Origin of the sequence: Nonomuraea sp. NPDC049480 (assembly GCF_044465905.1) — a bacterium.
Taxonomy (GTDB): Bacteria; Actinomycetota; Actinomycetes; order Streptosporangiales; family Streptosporangiaceae; genus Nonomuraea.
Map to the genome: position 1 here is coordinate 15271 of NZ_JBITMD010000012.1, position 16607 is coordinate 31877.

13 protein-coding genes are annotated in these 16607 nt (G+C 72.9%); 8 read left to right on the forward strand and 5 right to left on the reverse strand.

The features are described 5' to 3' along the window. Positions 1-21 precede the first annotated feature (21 nt). Genes ACIBX3_RS31225 through ACIBX3_RS31250 form a run of 6 tightly spaced genes read left to right on the forward strand, consistent with a single transcriptional unit; the run spans position 22 to position 11576 of the window. On the forward strand, positions 22-921 hold the full coding sequence (locus ACIBX3_RS31225; protein ID WP_397123187.1) for a carbohydrate ABC transporter permease: 900 nt from the start codon (positions 22-24) through the stop codon (positions 919-921). Next, on the forward strand, positions 918-1739 hold the full coding sequence (locus ACIBX3_RS31230; protein ID WP_397123189.1) for a carbohydrate ABC transporter permease: 822 nt from the start codon (positions 918-920) through the stop codon (positions 1737-1739). Before ACIBX3_RS31225 ends, ACIBX3_RS31230 begins: the two co-directional genes overlap by 4 nt. A gap of 12 nt (positions 1740-1751) precedes the next feature. Continuing rightward, a complete protein-coding gene (locus tag ACIBX3_RS31235; protein ID WP_397123191.1) occupies positions 1752-3266 on the forward strand; it encodes a glucoamylase family protein in 1515 nt (504 codons plus the stop codon). Continuing rightward, on the forward strand, positions 3253-5091 hold the full coding sequence (locus tag ACIBX3_RS31240) for a hypothetical protein (protein WP_397123193.1): 1839 nt from the start codon (positions 3253-3255) through the stop codon (positions 5089-5091). Before ACIBX3_RS31235 ends, ACIBX3_RS31240 begins: the two co-directional genes overlap by 14 nt. 59 nt (positions 5092-5150) lie before the next feature. Then, positions 5151-11261: a CHAT domain-containing protein gene (locus ACIBX3_RS31245; RefSeq protein ID WP_397123195.1), complete on the forward strand. Its 6111-nt coding sequence runs from the start codon at positions 5151-5153 to the stop codon at positions 11259-11261. Between the two features lie 60 nt (positions 11262-11321). Beyond that, entirely contained in the window at positions 11322-11576 is a 255-nt protein-coding gene (locus ACIBX3_RS31250) for a hypothetical protein (RefSeq protein WP_397123197.1), read from the forward strand. A 9-nt stretch (positions 11577-11585) separates the two neighbouring features. On the opposite strand, the gene ACIBX3_RS31255 is transcribed toward ACIBX3_RS31250, so the two are convergent. Then, a complete protein-coding gene (locus ACIBX3_RS31255) occupies positions 11586-11711 on the reverse strand; it encodes a hypothetical protein (RefSeq protein WP_397123199.1) in 126 nt (41 codons plus the stop codon). A 22-nt stretch (positions 11712-11733) separates the two neighbouring features. Further along, positions 11734-12189: a hypothetical protein gene (locus tag ACIBX3_RS31260; protein WP_397123201.1), complete on the reverse strand. Its 456-nt coding sequence runs from the start codon at positions 12187-12189 to the stop codon at positions 11734-11736. Positions 12190-12287: 98 nt separating this feature from the next. On the opposite strand from ACIBX3_RS31260, the gene ACIBX3_RS31265 reads away from it, so the two are divergent. Next, on the forward strand, positions 12288-12806 hold the full coding sequence (locus ACIBX3_RS31265) for a hypothetical protein (RefSeq protein WP_397123203.1): 519 nt from the start codon (positions 12288-12290) through the stop codon (positions 12804-12806). On the opposite strand, the gene ACIBX3_RS31270 is transcribed toward ACIBX3_RS31265, so the two are convergent. Further along, positions 12803-13351: a GNAT family N-acetyltransferase gene (locus ACIBX3_RS31270; protein WP_397123205.1), complete on the reverse strand. Its 549-nt coding sequence runs from the start codon at positions 13349-13351 to the stop codon at positions 12803-12805. The two genes, ACIBX3_RS31265 and ACIBX3_RS31270, sit on opposite strands and share 4 nt — an antisense overlap. A 43-nt stretch (positions 13352-13394) precedes the next feature. Then, on the reverse strand, positions 13395-14102 hold the full coding sequence (locus ACIBX3_RS31275; RefSeq protein ID WP_397123207.1) for a sirohydrochlorin chelatase: 708 nt from the start codon (positions 14100-14102) through the stop codon (positions 13395-13397). A gap of 260 nt (positions 14103-14362) precedes the next feature. Here ACIBX3_RS31275 and ACIBX3_RS31280 point away from each other — a divergent pair, with 260 nt between their 5' ends. Next, on the forward strand, positions 14363-15685 hold the full coding sequence (locus ACIBX3_RS31280; protein WP_397123209.1) for an MFS transporter: 1323 nt from the start codon (positions 14363-14365) through the stop codon (positions 15683-15685). Here the strand turns inward: ACIBX3_RS31280 and ACIBX3_RS31285 are convergent. Further along, the gene (locus ACIBX3_RS31285; protein WP_397123211.1) at positions 15633-16565 is read right to left on the reverse strand and encodes an SPFH domain-containing protein; all 933 of its coding nucleotides are present in this window, start codon (positions 16563-16565) and stop codon (positions 15633-15635) included. The two genes, ACIBX3_RS31280 and ACIBX3_RS31285, sit on opposite strands and share 53 nt — an antisense overlap. Positions 16566-16607: the final 42 nt, after the last annotated feature.

The following is a 16607-nucleotide window of genomic DNA, read 5'->3' on the forward strand; positions in this document are numbered from 1 at the left end:
AGGCCCGGCGGAGGAGGGCCTGTGACAGTGGAAGTCGTCGCGCGGGGCGCGTTACGGCGCAGCTGGATCGGCTGGATGTTCATCCTGCCGTTCGTGGTGCTGTTCGCGGTGTTCTACCTGGGGCCGCTGCTCGTCGGCATCGGCATGAGCTTCACCGACATGCGCAGCACCGACGTGACCGACCCCCTCGCGGTCAACGTCGTCGGCGTCGACAACTACCTGCGGCTCATGAACGACGGCGCCATGCGCAGGGCGGCGGTCAACACCGTCGTGTTCGTGGTCACGGCGCTGCCGTTGACCATCGGGCTCGGCCTGGCCGCCGCCGTTCTGCTCAACTCGGGCATCGCCCGCCTGCCGGCCGCGTTCTTCCGGCTCGGCTACTACCTGCCGAACATCACCAGCATCATCGGCGTCGCCGTGGCCTGGAAGTTCCTGCTGGAGCCGGAGGCCGGACTGGTCAACAGGCTGCTGGAGCTGATCGGGATCCAGGGCCCCAACTGGCTGCAGAGCACGAGCACCGCCCTGCCCTCGATCATCGTCATGACGGCCTGGCGCAGCTTCGGCTTCAACATGGTCGTGCTGCTGGCCGCGCTCCAGACCATCCCGAAGGAGTTGTACGAGGCCGCCGAGGTGGACGGCGCCGGCCGCTGGGCCCGCTTCCGCGCGGTCACCGTGCCCGCGCTCCGCCCCGTGCTGCTGTTCTGCACCGTCTACAGCTCGGTCGGCTTCATGCAGTTCCTTGAGGAGCCGCTGGTCATGACCCGCGGCGGGCCGCTGAACTCCACGCTTTCGGCCTCGCTGGCCATCTTCGGCCAGTTCGGGGTCGGCAACTACGGCTACGCCGGGGCCGCCTCGACGGTGCTGTTCACGGTGATCGTGGCGCTGGCCGTGCTCCAGCTGCGACTGGGGAGGAGAAGGTGACAAGGACCCGCCGCCAGCGCGCGGTCGTCTACGCCGGGCTCGGGCTCGGCCTGGTGCTGGTCATGGGGCCGTTCCTGTGGACGGCGCTCAGCTCGGTCAAGCCCGAGCGGGAGATCCGGCGCGACCCGTCGACGTTCTGGCCCGAGACGTGGACGCTGGACAACTTCGCCGAGCTGTTCGCACGGGTGAACATCGGCACCGCCTTCGCCAACAGCATGATCATCGCGCTCGTGCTGGTGGCCACGAACCTGTTGTTCTGCTCCATGGTCGGCTACGCCTTCGCCAAGCTCGGCTTCCGCGGCAAGAACCTCGCGTTCGGCCTGGTCCTGGTCCAGCTGGCGATCCCGGCGATCGTGCTCGTGGTGCCGCAGTTCGTGTTGATCGCGAAGCTCGGCATGGTCAACACGTTCCTCGGGATCATCCTGCCGACCGTGGTGACGCCGCTCGGGGTGTTCATGATGCGGCAGTTCATCTCCGACCTGCCCGACGAGCTGCTCGATGCGGCCCGGGTGGACGGCGCCAGGGAGTTCCGGATCTTCTTCACGATCGTCCTGCCGCTGTGCGGGCCTCCGCTGGCCACGCTCGGGCTGATCACGTTCCTCGGCGCGTGGAACAACTTCCTGTGGCCGGCCGTGGTCGCGCAGAGCGAGAGCATGTACACCCTCCCCGTCGCACTCAACGTCCTCAACGGCAACGAGGGCACCCACTACAACCTGCTGGTCGCGGGGTCGGTCGTGGTGATCGCGCCGATCCTGTTCCTGTTCGTCTTCCTGCAGCGCTTCTTCATCCAGGGCATCGCCACCACCGGCCTCAAGTAGAGGAGCACCCCCATGCGCAAGACGGTTTTATCTGGATTGGTCGTGCTGGCCCTGACGGTTCCGGCCACCCCGGCCGGCGCCTCCGGCGACAGCACGCTTCTCCGCTACGCCAAGGACACCTGGCGGTCGATGGCCGCCATGGTCGAGCCCGCCACGGGCATGCCCGCCGACAAGGTCACCGGCGACCTCAAGACGCGGGCCAAGGTCACCTCGCCCACCAACATCGGCACGTACCTGTGGAGCACACTCGCCGCGCGTGACCTGCGCCTGATCACTGGAGCCGACGCGCAGGCCAGGGTCGGCCGGGTCATCACGGCCCTGGAGAAGCTGGAGCGCAACGCCCCGACCGGCCAGTACTACAACTGGTACGACCCCGCCACCCTCCAGCTCATCCGCACCTGGCCGGAGACCGGCGAGCCGGTCCGCCTGTTCGCCTCCAGCGTCGACAACGGCTGGCTGGCCGCGGCCCTCATGATGGTCCGCAACGCCGTCCCGCAGCACGCCGCCCGCGCCGGCCGCCTGGCGAACTCGATGAACTTCATGTCCTACTACGACCCGGCCGCCCGCCCGGACGCCGGCACCGGCCTGCTGCGAGGCGGCTTCTGGCCGGAGCCGCCGCCGAACCCCGACGACTGCGTCGTCGAGAGCGACTACGCCGGCACCGGCACGATCGTCTACTCCACCTGCCACCACTACGGCGCGCCCGCCGAGACCCGCATCGGCCAGTACGTCGGCATCGCGCTCGGCCAGATCCCGCGCGAGAGCTACTTCGGCCCGTACCGCACGTTCCCGGACAACGGCTGCGACTTCGGCTGGCAGGAACAGAAGCCGGTCGGGTCGTGGAAGCAGTACCTCGGCGTCAACGTCTGGGAAGGCACGTACGGCTACCGCGGCATGCGCTTCGTCCCCAACTGGGGCGGTTCGATGTTCGAGGCCCTCATGCCCGACCTCGTCGTCCCCGAGGCCAAATGGGCGCCGCGCAGCTGGGGCCGTAACCACCCGGTGTTCGTCAAAGCCCAGATCGAACACGGACTGAACGAGGCCAAGTACGGCTACTGGGGCTTCTCCCCGTCCAACGACCCGCATGGCGGCTACGACGTGTACGGCGTGGACCCGCTCGGCATGGACGAGCCCGGCTACAGCTCCGACCGCGAGAAGACCAAGGTCGACTACGGCTACGAGGGCTGCCGCCCCGCCCAGCCGGAGCCGGCGACCTACGGCGACGGCGTGGTGACGCCGCACGCCAGCTTCCTGGCGCTGCCGTACGCGCGGGCCGCGGCCATGGACAACCTGGCCAAGCTGCGCCGCGACTTCGACGCCTACGGCCCGGGCGGCTTCTACGACGCCGTCGCCGTCCGCTCCGGCGTCGTGTCCAAGTGGTACCTGGCGCTCGACCAGGGCATGGCCCTGGCCGCCCTCGGCAACGTGCTCACAGGCGGCAACCTGCACCGCTACTTCGCCGGCTCCGGCGTGGAAGCCAAACTCCGCCCGGTGATGGAGCTCGAGGAGTGGGATGTCGTCCGATGAAACGGGGAAACCATTGACGCACACACCCGCCCACCGCGACTGGCAGGACCGCATCGGCCAGACGTCCGGTGAGATCACCGCGGCCGACCGGCCCGTCCTGGAGGCCCCGTCCGGCCTCCGGGCGGTCCCGGGCGGCGGCGCGGTGACGCTCACCTGGGACCCGGTCCCGGACGCCATCGGCTACCTGGTGCACCGGGACGGGGCTCCGGTCGGGCAGCCGGACGTGGACGTGCCCGCCGTCCCCTCCTGCCGGTACGTCGACACGGGCCACGGACCGGCGGCCTACGCGGTGGCCGCCGTCTCCGCCATGGACGCCGTCGGCCCCGTGTCACCGGCGGTCCACGCGGGGCCCGCCGGGACACCCGGCGAGGTCGTGCTGCGGGTTGACGCGGGGCGGGTCACGCGGCCCCTGCCGCGGCCGTGGAGGCCCATGGTGGGCTCCGAGCACCTGTCGTACCTGCTCAACACCGGCGAGAGCGGCGGCAGGCCCATCGGCGAGGAGCTGACCGAGGCGCTGCGGATCATGCACGACGAACTCGGCGTCGAGGCGGTCAGAGCGCACGGGATCCTCTGCGACGACCTCGGCGTCTACAACGAGGGGAGCGGAGCGCCCGAGCCAGGAGGAACGGCGGCGAACGTCTACGACTTCAGCGGCGTGGACGCGGTCTACGACAAGATCGTCGGCCTCGGCCTGCGCCCGGTCGTCGAGCTCGGCTTCATGCCGCGCGACCTGGCCGCCGACCCCGCCAAGACCGTCTTCGGGTACGAGGCCATCATCTCGCCGCCCAAGGACTACGAGGCGTGGGGCGACCTGGTCAGGGCCCTGGTCGAGCACCTGGCCGGGCGCTACGGCATCCACGAGCTCGTCGATCACTGGGCCTTCGAGGTCTGGAACGAGCCCAACCTGGCCGTCTTCTGGTCCGGCACGCCAGAGGAGTACTTCCTCCTCTACGACGTCACCGCCGCCGCCGTGAAGAACGTCCATCCGGGCCTGCGCGTCGGCGGCCCCGCCTCGGCCGCCAACGGCTGGGTCGAGGAGCTGCTGGCGCATGTCGCCGAGTCCGGCGCCGCCCTGGACTTCCTGTCCACGCACACGTACGGCAACGCCCCCCTCGACTGGCGCCCCGCCCTGGCCCGCCACGGCCGGGACATCCCCATCTGGTGGACGGAATGGGGGCCCACGCCCACCCACTTCCACGGCGTCGGCGACGGCCCGTTCGGGGCGGCGTTCCTGCTGCACGGCATGAAGTCGGCCGCGGGCCGGATCGCCGCCCTGTCACACTGGGTGGCCTCCGACCACTTCGAGGAGCTGGGCCGCCCGCCGCGGCTGTTCCACGGCGGCTTCGGCCTGCTCACCGTCGGCAACCTGCGCAAGCCCCGCTTCCACGCGCTCTCCCTCGCCGCCCGCCTGGGCGACCACGAGCTGCCCGCCACGTCGGACGGGGACGTGGCGGGCGTGGAGGCGTGGGCGGCCCGGCACGACGACGGGCGGATCGGCGTACTCGTCTGGAACGGCACGCTCAACCACTCCCAGGCGTCCGGCGCTCCCGAGCTGGCCCGCACGATCACCCTGACCGTCGACGGCCTGGACGATCGTCCCCGGACGCTCACCCATCACCGCATCGACCACGACCACTCCAACGTCGAGGCCGCCTGGCGGTCGATGGGCGGCGGCGACTGGCCGGCGGACGAGCAGTGGGCCAAACTCCGCGCCGCCGACACGCTGGACGAGCTGTCCCCGCCCGCCACGGTCACGGGCGGCATGGTCACCGTCCGGTTCGACCTCCCCATGCCCGGCGTCTCCTTCATCGAGCTGACCGGCTGAGCCGGCGCTCCAGGGGGGCGGTTCTGTACGGAGGCGCGCACCGGTGAGAGCCTGTGCGCATGACCGATCCGGCCGGGGCGCTGGCCGCCCGCATCGAGCGGTTCGAGGAGGCCGCGGATCCTGAGCTCATCTGGGATCCCGCGGCCCTCCTCGAGGCCGAGCGGGCGATGCGGGCATGCGCCGGCGACCGCTCCGACGCCGCCACCTGGCGCCTGATCGGCATGCTCCACCTGGCCCGATACCGGCTCGACCCGCGCACCACGCAGGACGCCGCGGTGGCGGGCGCCTTCTTCGCCGCCGTGGCCGTGCTCGACCCCGGACGGCTGCCGGAGAGGCTGCGCGGCTCCAACATGCCGCCCGGCGACTCGGCCGGCACCTGGGCCGGGCTGGTGGAGGAGGTGTTCCGGCATGTGGACCCGGCCGCGTACCCGCACGTCGGCCTGCTCATCCACGCCCTGGTCCGCCGCGCCGTGGCCCACCCCACCGCGGAGGCCGCCGACCGGCTCGGGCAACTCCTGTTACAGCAGGCCATGCGCTCGGCCGACCCGTCCTGGGCGCCCGGCGCGCTCGCCCTGCTCGGCGGCGGCCTGGTGCGCCTGTACGGGCGGACGGGGGCGCGCGAGCTCATCGACGACGCCGTGCACGTGCTGCTCCGGGCGGCACTCGGAGCGCCTGGGGAAGACGCCTACCTCGGGGAACTGGCCGCCGCCCTCGCCCTGGCCGCCCCCGGCGACGAGGACCTGGCCAGGTCCTACCTCGCCGCCGCCGAATCGGCGCCGGGCACCCGGGACAGGTCACAGGCCCTGCTGGCGCTCGTCGACCTCACCCGGGCGAGGGCGGACCGCTCGTGCCTGGACGAGGACCTGCTCGCGTTCATCAGGGCAGGGCAGTGCGCGCTGGACTTCTGGCACGAGCAGTGGGCCCATCCCGGGGTGCTGGCGCCGTACGCGGCGGGGCTGGTCGAGTGGTACGTGGTCACGGGGGACGAGCGCTCGCTGGAGGCCGGCCGGGAGATGCTGGAGGCCCTGGGCGCCGCCCCCGGCGAGAAGTCCCGCCGCCTCGGAGCCGACCCCGTCGCCCGCCTCGTCCTGCTCGCCGGCCGCCGCCGGCGCCGCTACGACGCGACCGGGGAGCGGGCCGACCTGGACGTGGCCGTCGAGACCCTGCGCGAGGCCGCCGAAACCGCCCACCCCGGCCACCCGGACCGCGCCGGCCTCCTGACGGACCTGGCGGACGCCCTGCTCGAACGTGTCACGGTGGCGGGCGGAGACCCGGCCGAACCTATCAGCGCCGCTCGCACGGCCCTGGCCGCCCACGCCGGCCACCACCCCTCCAGACCCGAGGCCCTGCTTCTGCTCGCCCGAGCCCTCACCCTGCGCCTGACCCCGCGTGCCGCCCACGAGGCCGTCGACGCTCTCCGCGAGGCGCTCGCCACGAGCGACCACCTGCCCCTCAGGGCGCGGTCCTACGGCCTCCTCTCACAGGTCCTCAGCTGGCGCGCCACCCACCCTTCCCCCGTACCGCCTGCCGCCCCGCATCCCGGTGAAGCCGGGCGCGAAGCCACGGAGCGCGGCCCCACGCGGGGCGGCCCGGCGGAACCCGCCGCCGCGCAGCGGAGGGCCGAGGACCTGAACGACGCCGTACTGGCCGCCCGCCAAGGCCTGGAGCTGGCCGTGAAGACCTCCAGCGGCCAGGCCCCCGCGCAACGGCTGCTGTCCATGGCCCTGCTCGACCGGTTCTCCGTCCTGGGCGACGCCCGTGACCTGGGCGAGGCGCTGGCGCTGGCCAGGGACGGCGACACCGGCCTGCTGTCCCGGCTCGGCGCCCTGCTCGACGACCCCGCGCCGCTGCCGATGGACGAGCACCTCGCACAGGCCGCGACCGAGCTGGCCCTGCTGTCGTCGGACGAGGACCTGGCGCTCAAGCTCCTCCGCTTCGCCGAACGACGGTTCGAGCCGACGGGAGGACGCGCCGAGACGTCACGCGAGCGTGCCGGCAAGAGCGACGATCCGGGCCGCTGGGCCGGCCAGGGGTCCGGCGGGAGAGGGGCGTTCCTCCTCGACACGGCGGCCCGTCTCACCGAACTGGGCCGCCTCCGCACCGCCAACACCATCCTGACCCGGGCGGCGGCCGCCTTCGGCGAGGAGGGCCGGCGCTCCCAGGCCGCCTACGCACTCTCCGAACTGGGCCACAACCATGAGGAACTGGGCGAACCACAGCAGGCTCTGGAGGCGTTCGGCCGCGCGGCCGCCGCCTACCACTCGCTGGGCGAAACCCGATCCGAGGCCGGGCAACTGGGCAGCATGGGCGCCGTCCTCCTGCGGACCGGCGAGCCCGCTCAGGCGGTCGAGCAGTACCTCCGCGCCGTCGCCCGGTGCGCGGACGCCGGGCTGGCCGAGGAGGAGGCCGCCCACCAGGTGCACGCGGCGGAGGCCTACCTGGAAGCCGGCGACCCGCCCGCGGCACTGGCCTGCGCGGCCCGGGCCCGCGACCTGTACCTGACGCTCGGCGAGACGGAGGCCGCCGCCAAGGTGCTGATCCCCGCCGCCCGCGCCGCCGTCGACCAGGGCGACCTCACCGCCGCCGTCGAACGCATCGCCGCCTGTGCCATCGAGCTGGAGGCCGCCGGAGCCTGGGAGGACGCCTGCCGGGCACTCGACGCCCACGCCGTCCTGCTCGCCGGCCGCGGCCACCGTCCCCAGGCCGCCGCCTGCGAGGCGCGCCTGGTGGAGATCATACGGCGAAGGGGACAGCGCCGCGGGCCCGCCGACGAGTGGTACCGCATCGCTCAGCGCCGCCGCGCCGCCGGCGACGCCGAGGGCGCCCGGGCCGCGTTCGAGCCGGCGGAACGCGAGTACGAATCCATCGGCCACTACGACGGCTCCGCCTCGGTCCGCTACAACCTGGGCGTGCTCGCGTACGCGGAGGGCGACGCCGAGCGGGCCCTGGAGGCGTTCGGGGCGGCGGGGGAGACCTTCGCCCGGCTGCGGGCGCACGCCAAGGAGGCGACCGCCCTGACCATGCGCGCCTCCTGCCTGGCCGCACTGGACCAGATGGATGACGCCCTGTCCGAGCTCGAACGGGCCCTGGAGCTGGCCGCCGCCGAGGGCGACCTCGACGCCCTCTTCACCGCCACGCTGCATCGCGCCGTGCTGGACCTCCGGCGGGGAGAGTTCGAGGAGGCCGGAGAACGCCTGCGCGCGGCCCTCGGCCAGGCCGCCGCCGACCCGCTGAAGGAGGCCGTGGTACGGGACCGCCTGGCGGGCCTCGCCGCCCGTACCGGCGACCTGCGAGCCCAGGTGGAGGCGCTGGACCTGGCGGCGAGAGGTTTCCGCGACGCGGGCCAGGACCGTCTGGCCGCCATCGCCGCGCTCAAGCTCGGCTTCGCCCTGGAGGAACGCGGCGAGCACCGCCGCGCCAGGGCGGCCCTGGAAGAGGGCCTGACGGGCCTCGCGGCAGACGACACGGCCGCCGGCCCCGGACCTCACCCCGGCGGCCCGCCCGCCGGCGCCGGAACACGTTCCCGTGCCCGCCGGCCCGAGGCTCCGTTCGAGGTGGTCGCGGCGATGGCGGCGTGGGGCGGTCTGGACGCGGACGTCCTGGCCAGGATGGCGTCCATCCAGCTCACCATGGGCGACGTCACCCGCGGCCGTGCCACGCTGGCCGAGGCCGTCACCGCGCTCCGGGCCACGGGCGACCGACCGGAGGCGATGAAGAGCCTGGAGGGCCGGCTACGCATCGAGGAGGCGAAGGCGTCAGGCGACCTGCGCCTGGCCCGCGCCGAAGCCGAACAGGCCCTCGCCCGCGCCGGCGACGCGAGCCCCTCACCCCTTCCCGCCGAAGACCGCTCCTACCTCCTCGCCAAGCTGTCCGCCTTCTGCCTGGCCCTGGACGACCCCGCCGCCGCCTACCGCCACGCCGCCCGCGGCTACGAGCTGCACGACGACCGGATGGCCGAACACCTGCGCAACCTCGGCGCCGCGGCCACGGCGCTCGGCCGGCCCGACGAGGCGATCGGGCACCTCACCCGCGCCGTGGAGCTGGCCCGCGACACCGGATCGGCGCTGCCCGCCCAACTCGTCCACGCGCTCGGCTCGCTCGCCCTCGCCCTGACCGGCCAGGCCCGCTGGCCGGAGGCCGCCCGCGCGTACGACGAGGGCCTCGCCCTGGCCGCCGCCCCCGTCTGGCGAGCGCTACGGGCCCCGCTGTCGTCCGGCCGGGCCGCGCTCCACCTCAAGCTGGGTGAGCTGGACGAGGCCGCGATCGCCTACCGGGAGGCCATCTCGATCGCCGAGGAACGGGGAGACCGGGCCGGCCTCGGGGACGACTACGCCGACCTCGGCCTGGTCCACCTCCTCCGCGGTGAGAAGAACCAGGCCGGACCGCTCCTCGAACGAGCCCTGGACATCCACCGGGCGAACGGCGACGGTCGTGGTGCGATCCTCGACCTGATCATGCTCGCCCGCCTTGAAGACCAGGACCACAGATGGCAGGCGCTCCACCCGGAAGGAGCGACTCGGGCGACGGCCCGGCCGGAAGAGTTCACTCAGGCGGCGGCCGACCTGGAAGAGGCCCTCGCCCTGGCCGGCCGGATCGGGTTCGGGCCGGGAGAGGCGACGGCGCTGGCCCACCTCGGTGCGCTCGACGCCGCCCGCGCCGAGCACGCCCGCGCCCACCACCGCCTCTCCAGGGCGATCGAGCTGCTGGAGGAGCCGGGCCACGAGCCGGCGCTGGCGGCCGCCCACCACCACCGGGCCGCCGCCGCGGAGCACCTCGGAGACCTCCCGGGCGCCCTCGCCGACGCCCGGCGGGCCTGCGAGCTCGGCCACGCGCCGGCCCTCGACCGGGCGATCAGGCTCGCCGTACGCCTCGGCCGCGGAACGGCGGCCTGGACGCTCGCCGAACAGGCCAAGTCCCGCACCCTGATCGCCCAGCTCGGCAACGATCAGTGGCCCGGGCCGCCAGGTCTGCCCGCCGAACTCCTGGAGCGCGAGCAACAGGGACTCGACGACGTCCACGCGCTCGTCTCGGCGGCGAGCAGGACACGCGACCCGGTCCAGGCAGCCGCCCTCGTCCGCCGCGCCCACGCCGTGCAGGCCGACGTGGAAGAGCTGTGGCAGCGCATGGAGCCTTTCGCCGCCGACCACGTGGCCATGCGCCGTGGCGCCCCTCCCGGCGAATCCGACCTGGACGCCCTCGTCGCCCCCGCCGACGGCAAGGCGACGGGGTTGCTCGGCTTCCATGTCGGCGACGAGACCGTGACCGTGCTCGCCCACCGCACCGGCTGGCCCGAGCCGCGCGCCTTCCCCACCACCGTCGATCGTGACCTCCTGGCCGGCTTCGCCGGCACCGTCGACGGCGGACGGCCCGGGCTCCTCGATATCGCGGCCCGCCGGCACCGTCTCGGCGTCTGGCACCGCCTGGCCGACCTGCTCCTCTCCGACGCCCTGGACGCGCTGGGCGGCGACGACCTGGACCTGATCCACCTCCTCCCGCACCGCGAGCTGCACCGCGTCCCGCTGCACGCCCTCGCTCCGGGCGGCGGCCCGCCGCTGCTCGAACGTTGCCCCGTGACCTACGCCCCGTCCGCCGCCGTCCTGACCCGCCTGACCCGGCGCGGCCCGGTACGGGCCGACCGGTCGCTGGTCCTGGCCTTCGGCCGGGAGGCGGACACGCACGGGGCGGAGGAGGTCGCCGCCCTGCTCGGCGCGGACCAGCGCACCGGCCCCGCCGCCACCTCAGCCCTCCTGCCGGGGACCTGGGACATGGTGCACCTCGCCGCCCGCGCCGGGTACGACCGGCGCGACCCGTTCGCCTCGGGCGTCCGGCTCGCCGACGGCCTCCTCACCGCCAGGCGGCTGATGAGCATGAACGTGCGGGCCGGCCTCGTGATCCTCACGGGCACCACTGACGATCATCCGGCCGGGGACGACGTGGCGGCGCTCGGCCACGCGTTCCTCCACGCCGGAGCCAGGTCCGCGCTCCTCACCCTCTGGCCGGTCTCCGCCGAGATCACCCGGGCCCTCATGCGGGACTTCCACACCCGGCTGCGCGCCGGCACGGGCCGGGCACAGGCCCTCCGCGCCGCCGTCCTCGGGCTGCGAGAGCTGTACGGATCCGCCGAGCCCGACCTGTGGGCCCCGTACGTGCTCACCGGCCTTCCGGACTGACCCCGAGGCAGAGGGGGCGCAGCCCACGTTTGCCGCCCTGAGCAGGGGAATCAACTCAGGATGGCGTACAGGAGCGACGCGGGGCCGGACGGCGGCTCACGGCACCACAGCCCCTTCGAGGCCATCGCCGGCCGCATCCGCCGCCACCACGAGCGGGTCGTGCGCAGGCGGGAGGAGGAGGCGCTGGCCGAGGCGGCCGAGCACGCGGCCTTCGACCTCGAGTCCGACATCGGCCACCCCAGGATGCACAGCGGTGACCAGCCCTTCGACCTGGACGAGGACCTCGGCGCGGGGCATGAGCCGCCCGGCGGGTGAACCGGCCGCCTACTCGTCCATCCACTTCGAGTCGGGCATCAGCGTGGCGACGACCAGGTAGCCGAAGAACCCGGCCGCGAGTCCCACCGCGTACGCCCCGAACACGTCAGGCCGGCCGAACAGCGCCGTCACCATGGCACGCGGCGGGCCCGCCTGACTAGAGGTACGACTTCGTCGCGCTCACCAGCTCCGCCGCTCCGCCGGGCGTGTCGACGTAGAGGGCGGACTCGGGGGTGCGCTCCCGCACGTCCTGATCGCGGATCGCGAACACGGCCGGAGCCACGCCCACGTCGCCGTAGCGCCCCGCCACGGCCTCGCCGATGGCCTGCCGCACGTCGCCGACCACCTCCCGCGTCGTGTGCCCGGGACCCGAGGCGGCGAGATAGCCCAGCATTCCCGCGAAGCGCGGCTCCGTCTCGGCCGGCGGGCGCTGCTCGGGCAGCACCGGCCGGTCCATCCAGAACACCTTGCCGGCCAGGAACGCCTCGTATTCGCCGCCCTCGCGGCCCAGCACGCGCGCCGTCTCGGCGAGCAACTCCCCGAACTCGGCCAGGTCCGCCTCGGGCGGCAGGTCCGTCGTGACGAACAGGGGCACGATCAGCGAGTCGAGCATAGGACCATCCCTCCGTGAGGTGCCTCATCGTAGGGTGCCCGACCGACAATCCCCGCCCCCGCCACACCGGACGCCCACCCGCCGGTAAGATCACGCGAATGGCGAGGGCTCTGCTGATCACCGGCACTGTGGGCGTGGGCAAGACATCCGTCGCCGACGCCGCGGGCGACCTGCTGGCCGACGCGGGTGTGCCGCACGCGGTCATCGACCTCGACTGGCTGCGCCGCGCCTGGCCCGCGCCACCGGGCGACCCGTTCAACGGCGAGCTGACCCTGCGCAACCTCCGCGCCGTCACCGCCAACTTCCTGGACACGGGCGCCGAGCTCCTGGTGCTGGCCGGCGTCATCGAGGACCGCGACGAGCGCCGCCGCCACGAGGAGGCGCTGGGTGTCCCGCTCACCGTCTGCCGGATCGGCGTCGCGCTCCCCGAGGTGCGCCGCCGCCTGGTGGCACGGCACGCGAACGACCCGAGCGGCCTTGACTGGCACCTTGAAAGGGCCGGGGAATTAAGGGAGATCCTCGACGCGGCAGGCGTGGAGGATTTCACCGTGGACGGCACGCACGCCACCGTCGCCCAGGTCGCAGCCTCGGTCCTCGAGGGCTGGCGCGCCGCCTAGCGTTCGGTCCACTCGTCCTCCAGCGCCGAGTGCACGATCGAGTCGCGCCACCCGTGCGGCGTGTGCACGTGGTGCCGGATGCGGCCCTCCTCCACCATGCCGGCCGTCAGCATCGCGAGCTGGGCGGGCAGGTTGGCGGGGGAGCGGGCGCCCCAGATGCGGTGCAGCCCGAGCTGCTTGAACCCGAACGAGAGCAGCAGCCGCACGAGGTCGGTGCCGACCCCGCGCCCCCACATGTCGGGGTGGAGCCCGAAGCCGATCTCCGCGCTGTGCGGGTGCTCGGTCTCGATGTGCAGCCGGGCCACCCCGATCACGTCGTGGCGCCCGGCGTCGACCACGGCCATCACGTACAGCAGGCGCGGCTCCTCCTCGGCGGCCTCCATGGCCAGGCGGACGAGCGCGCTCACCTCCGGCAGGCTGCGCGGCGCGAACGGCATGTACTGCGTCACGGTGGGATCGCCGTAGACGGCGTGCAGGGCCGGCACGTCGGCCTCCGTGACCTCACGGAGGCCGAGCCGTTCGCCGTTCCACAGCACGTGACGCATGCGCAGACGGTAACGCGAGTCCCGTGATCTTAACAAGCCCTTGTCAAGTTGCGAGTTGACTTCCGTAAGCTCGCGCGACAAGTTCGGCGACGGCGCTGTGCGAGCCGAGCGGTTCGGCGTAGCCGGCGTTGATCCCCGCTGCGGCCCGCTCGACGATCCCGGGATGCGCCTCGTGGCCGATCATGCAGGGGGCGATCGCCAGCCGCTGCGCGCCTGCCCCGCGCAGGCGCTGGGCCGCGACGCTCACGCCGGGGTCGCTGTCGAGCGCGGCGGCGACGACCGGGAGCGTCAGCCGGGAGGCCAGCAGCACCGCGGTGGCCTGCAGGGCGCGCACCGCACGCTCGCCGCCGACCGTGCCGAGGATGACGGCGTCCACGGGACTGGAGACGTTCAGCAGGCGTACGCGGTCGGCCCGGGCCAGACCGCGCTCGGCGAGCCGGATGTGCAGCGCCTCGGCCAGCAGCGGATGCGGCCCGAGCGCGTCGGTCACCACTGCCCCGGTGCCCGTGGCCGCCACGGCCTTGCCGATCTCCGCCATGACGACGGGGTCTTCCCAGGTGAGCAGGGGCACCACCACGGCTTCGCGGCCGGCGGGCAGGGAGTCCGCCAGGTCGGTGACGCGCGTCAGCCGGACCTCGATCTGCGGGTTGTCGACGCGTACCACCGCCGCGATCTCCTCCGCCACGCCGGCGGTCTCGCCCGGCGTGGCGAGCACGAGCAGGGGAGCGTCCGGCGGCAGGGACGTGGGCACGGGGCGACGGTGCCGACCACCGCCCGGCCGGGGGGAACGTTCACGTACAGGCAGGCTCACAGGCGCGCAGTTTATGCCTATTCGGGGTCTGTTGTTCTGTGAATAGATGGCGATTCCGTCACAACCCAGAGCCGGGAATCGAGATCACCCCGTGATCCCCCGAAACGTTGACTTATTCGTACGAAACGGAAAGCTTTGGGGAACTAGAAGCACGTTCTAGAAGCGACGTCCCACGGCTGTCCGTCCCCTGGAGGCGCGGCATGAAGCCCTTCTACGTTCGTGAGCTGAGCGTCTACCCCATCGGCCGCCGCCGGATCTTCCTTCTGTCCATCGCGGTGCTGGCGAGCCTGGTGGCCAACTTCGAGACCACGATCGCCACCATTCTGCCCCTCCTCATGGATGACCTGAGCATGTCGCTCACCGTCTACGGGCAGATCGCCGCGCTGTCGGTGCTGGTGGGCGGCATCTCGGCGGGGTTCGGCGGCATCCTGTCCGACCGGTGGGGGCGGGTCACGCTCCTGGTGCCGACCCTGACGATCACGGCCGCCTGCAACTTCCTGCTGGCCACCGTGGACAGCGTGGCCGGGCTGTTGTGGATCCGCTGCCTGATGTTGTTCATCGAGGGCGCGGGGATCACGATCACCGCCTCGCTGGTACGGGACTTCTCGCCGCGCATGGGACGGGCGCAGGCGTTCGCGTTCTGGACGTGGGGGCCGGTCGGGGCGTCGTTCCTGGCCTCGCTCATCGCGGGGTTCACCCTGCCGCTGTTCGGCAACGCGTGGCAGTCCCAGGCGATCATCATGGGCATCGTGTCGCTGTCCCTGTGCGCGATCATCATCTGGAAGATCGCCGAGCCGTCGGCGGCACTGCGGGCCGAGGTGCTCCAAGCCGAGATGGCCGTGCGTGCCGAGGGGCGGACCGGCCACGGCCGGGTGCGGGAGTTGTTCCGGCATCCGCACCTGTGGGCGCACGTCCTCGGCAACACCGGCTGGCAGGTGCTCTACTGGACGTTCGCGATCTTCGGCCAGACCATCCTGGCCGGCGCGTTCGGCATGGAGACGGCCGCGGCCAACCAGGTGGTGGCGCTCGGCATCGTGCTCAACGCCGTGGCCGTCGTCATCGTCGGCCGGATCTCCGACCGGATCCAGGTGCGCAAGCCGTTCACCGCGGCCGGGACGGTGCTGACCGTGGCGACGCTGGCGTACTTCATCGCCCTCATCGGCCCCGGCGTCCCGGCGGCGCACGTCACCGCCGTGTACGCGCTGCTCTACCTGTTCATGGGCGTCGCGTACGTGCCGTGGATGGCGAACTTCTCCGAGAACGCCGAGGACGTCGAATCCCGGTTGCAGGGCTCCGCCCTCGGCATCTGGGGCATGGTCGTCCGCGTCATGATCGTGGTGCTGCTGGTCGTCTCGCCGGTGGTGGTGGAGGCCGGCGGCTGGCAGACGTGGCTGGGCGTGGCGCTCGCCGGGCAGGTCGTGTTCCTGATCTCGATGGCGGCCTTCAAGGGCAGGTGGCGGCGCACGGCCCTCATCGCGACGGTATCACCACCGACTGCGGATTCCCCGGGGCGTACACCGTGATGCCCTGCGGCAGCGACCTCAGCTTCTCGATCTCGGCGCAGGCCGGGCACTTGTCGTAGCCGTCCTGCCGGGCCCGGTTCGCCTCGGCCTCCGCCTTGGCCTGGGCGACCTTCGCCTGGGCCTCGGACACGGCCGCGGAGGCGGCCAGCGACCGGTCGACCGCCTTCTGCACGTCCGCCGGCAGCGTCACCTTGACCAGCGTGAACCGCAGCCCGGTCAGGAACTCGCCGCCCAGCGTGACCGGCAGGTCGCGGGCCAGGGAGGCGTTGACCGCGTCCTGAACCTTGGCGATGCTCGTGTTGCTGTCGCCCGCCTTGAGGTCCGAGCTCTCCAGCAGCGCGCAGGAGGGCACCAGTTCGGCGCAGCGCATGGCGCCGATCTGGCCGCGCAGCGCATTGTCGATCACCGGTCGCACCGCCTGGCCGAAGAACGCCGACCAGCCCTCGTCGCCGTCCCACGGGTAGAGCGAGTTGTCATCCTGGGAGCGGAAGGTACGGGTGCCGTACTTGTCGTCGAATCTCTTCAGCGTCTCGTGGTCGAGGTTGAGCGTGAAGTACAGGGTGCCCTCGATGCCGAGGTTCACGCCGTCGCTGCTCGGCACCGTCACCACGTCGACCCCGAGTGTGGTGGCCCGCTTGGCGTCGGCGGTGATCGTGTAGAAGCGTTGCTGGGCCGGATAGAGGTGGACGGACGACCACATGCCGGTCCAGGTCAGCCCGGAGCCGGGGTCGATCACCTCGCGTACTTTGTTGTCGTCGAGCGGCCCGCCGTCGCGGACGACGGCGACCTGCCCGCCGTCGGTGCTCTCCAGGCCCCCCACGCCCCCGATGAGCAGGGGGAGGGCGATCAGTGCGGCGATGACGGCCAAGGCGATTCTCATCCCATACCCTTCCGCGCGGGCGGCGTCGGCAGCCGCCGCCCG

Excerpts from the sequence above, each read along its gene's own strand:
- ACIBX3_RS31235 (WP_397123191.1), top strand. The coding sequence starts at position 1,752 with ATGCGCAAGACGGTTTTATCTGGATTGGTCGTGCTGGCCCTGACGGTT.
- ACIBX3_RS31240 (WP_397123193.1), top strand. The coding sequence starts at position 3,253 with ATGTCGTCCGATGAAACGGGGAAACCATTGACGCACACACCCGCCCAC.
- ACIBX3_RS31245 (WP_397123195.1), top strand. The coding sequence starts at position 5,151 with ATGACCGATCCGGCCGGGGCGCTGGCCGCCCGCATCGAGCGGTTCGAG.
- ACIBX3_RS31250 (WP_397123197.1), top strand. The coding sequence starts at position 11,322 with ATGGCGTACAGGAGCGACGCGGGGCCGGACGGCGGCTCACGGCACCAC.
- ACIBX3_RS31255 (WP_397123199.1), bottom strand. The coding sequence starts at position 11,711 with ATGGTGACGGCGCTGTTCGGCCGGCCTGACGTGTTCGGGGCGTACGCG.
- ACIBX3_RS31260 (WP_397123201.1), bottom strand. The coding sequence starts at position 12,189 with ATGCTCGACTCGCTGATCGTGCCCCTGTTCGTCACGACGGACCTGCCG.
- ACIBX3_RS31265 (WP_397123203.1), top strand. The coding sequence starts at position 12,288 with ATGGCGAGGGCTCTGCTGATCACCGGCACTGTGGGCGTGGGCAAGACA.
- ACIBX3_RS31270 (WP_397123205.1), bottom strand. The coding sequence starts at position 13,351 with ATGCGTCACGTGCTGTGGAACGGCGAACGGCTCGGCCTCCGTGAGGTC.
- ACIBX3_RS31280 (WP_397123209.1), top strand. The coding sequence starts at position 14,363 with ATGAAGCCCTTCTACGTTCGTGAGCTGAGCGTCTACCCCATCGGCCGC.
- ACIBX3_RS31285 (WP_397123211.1), bottom strand. The coding sequence starts at position 16,565 with ATGAGAATCGCCTTGGCCGTCATCGCCGCACTGATCGCCCTCCCCCTG.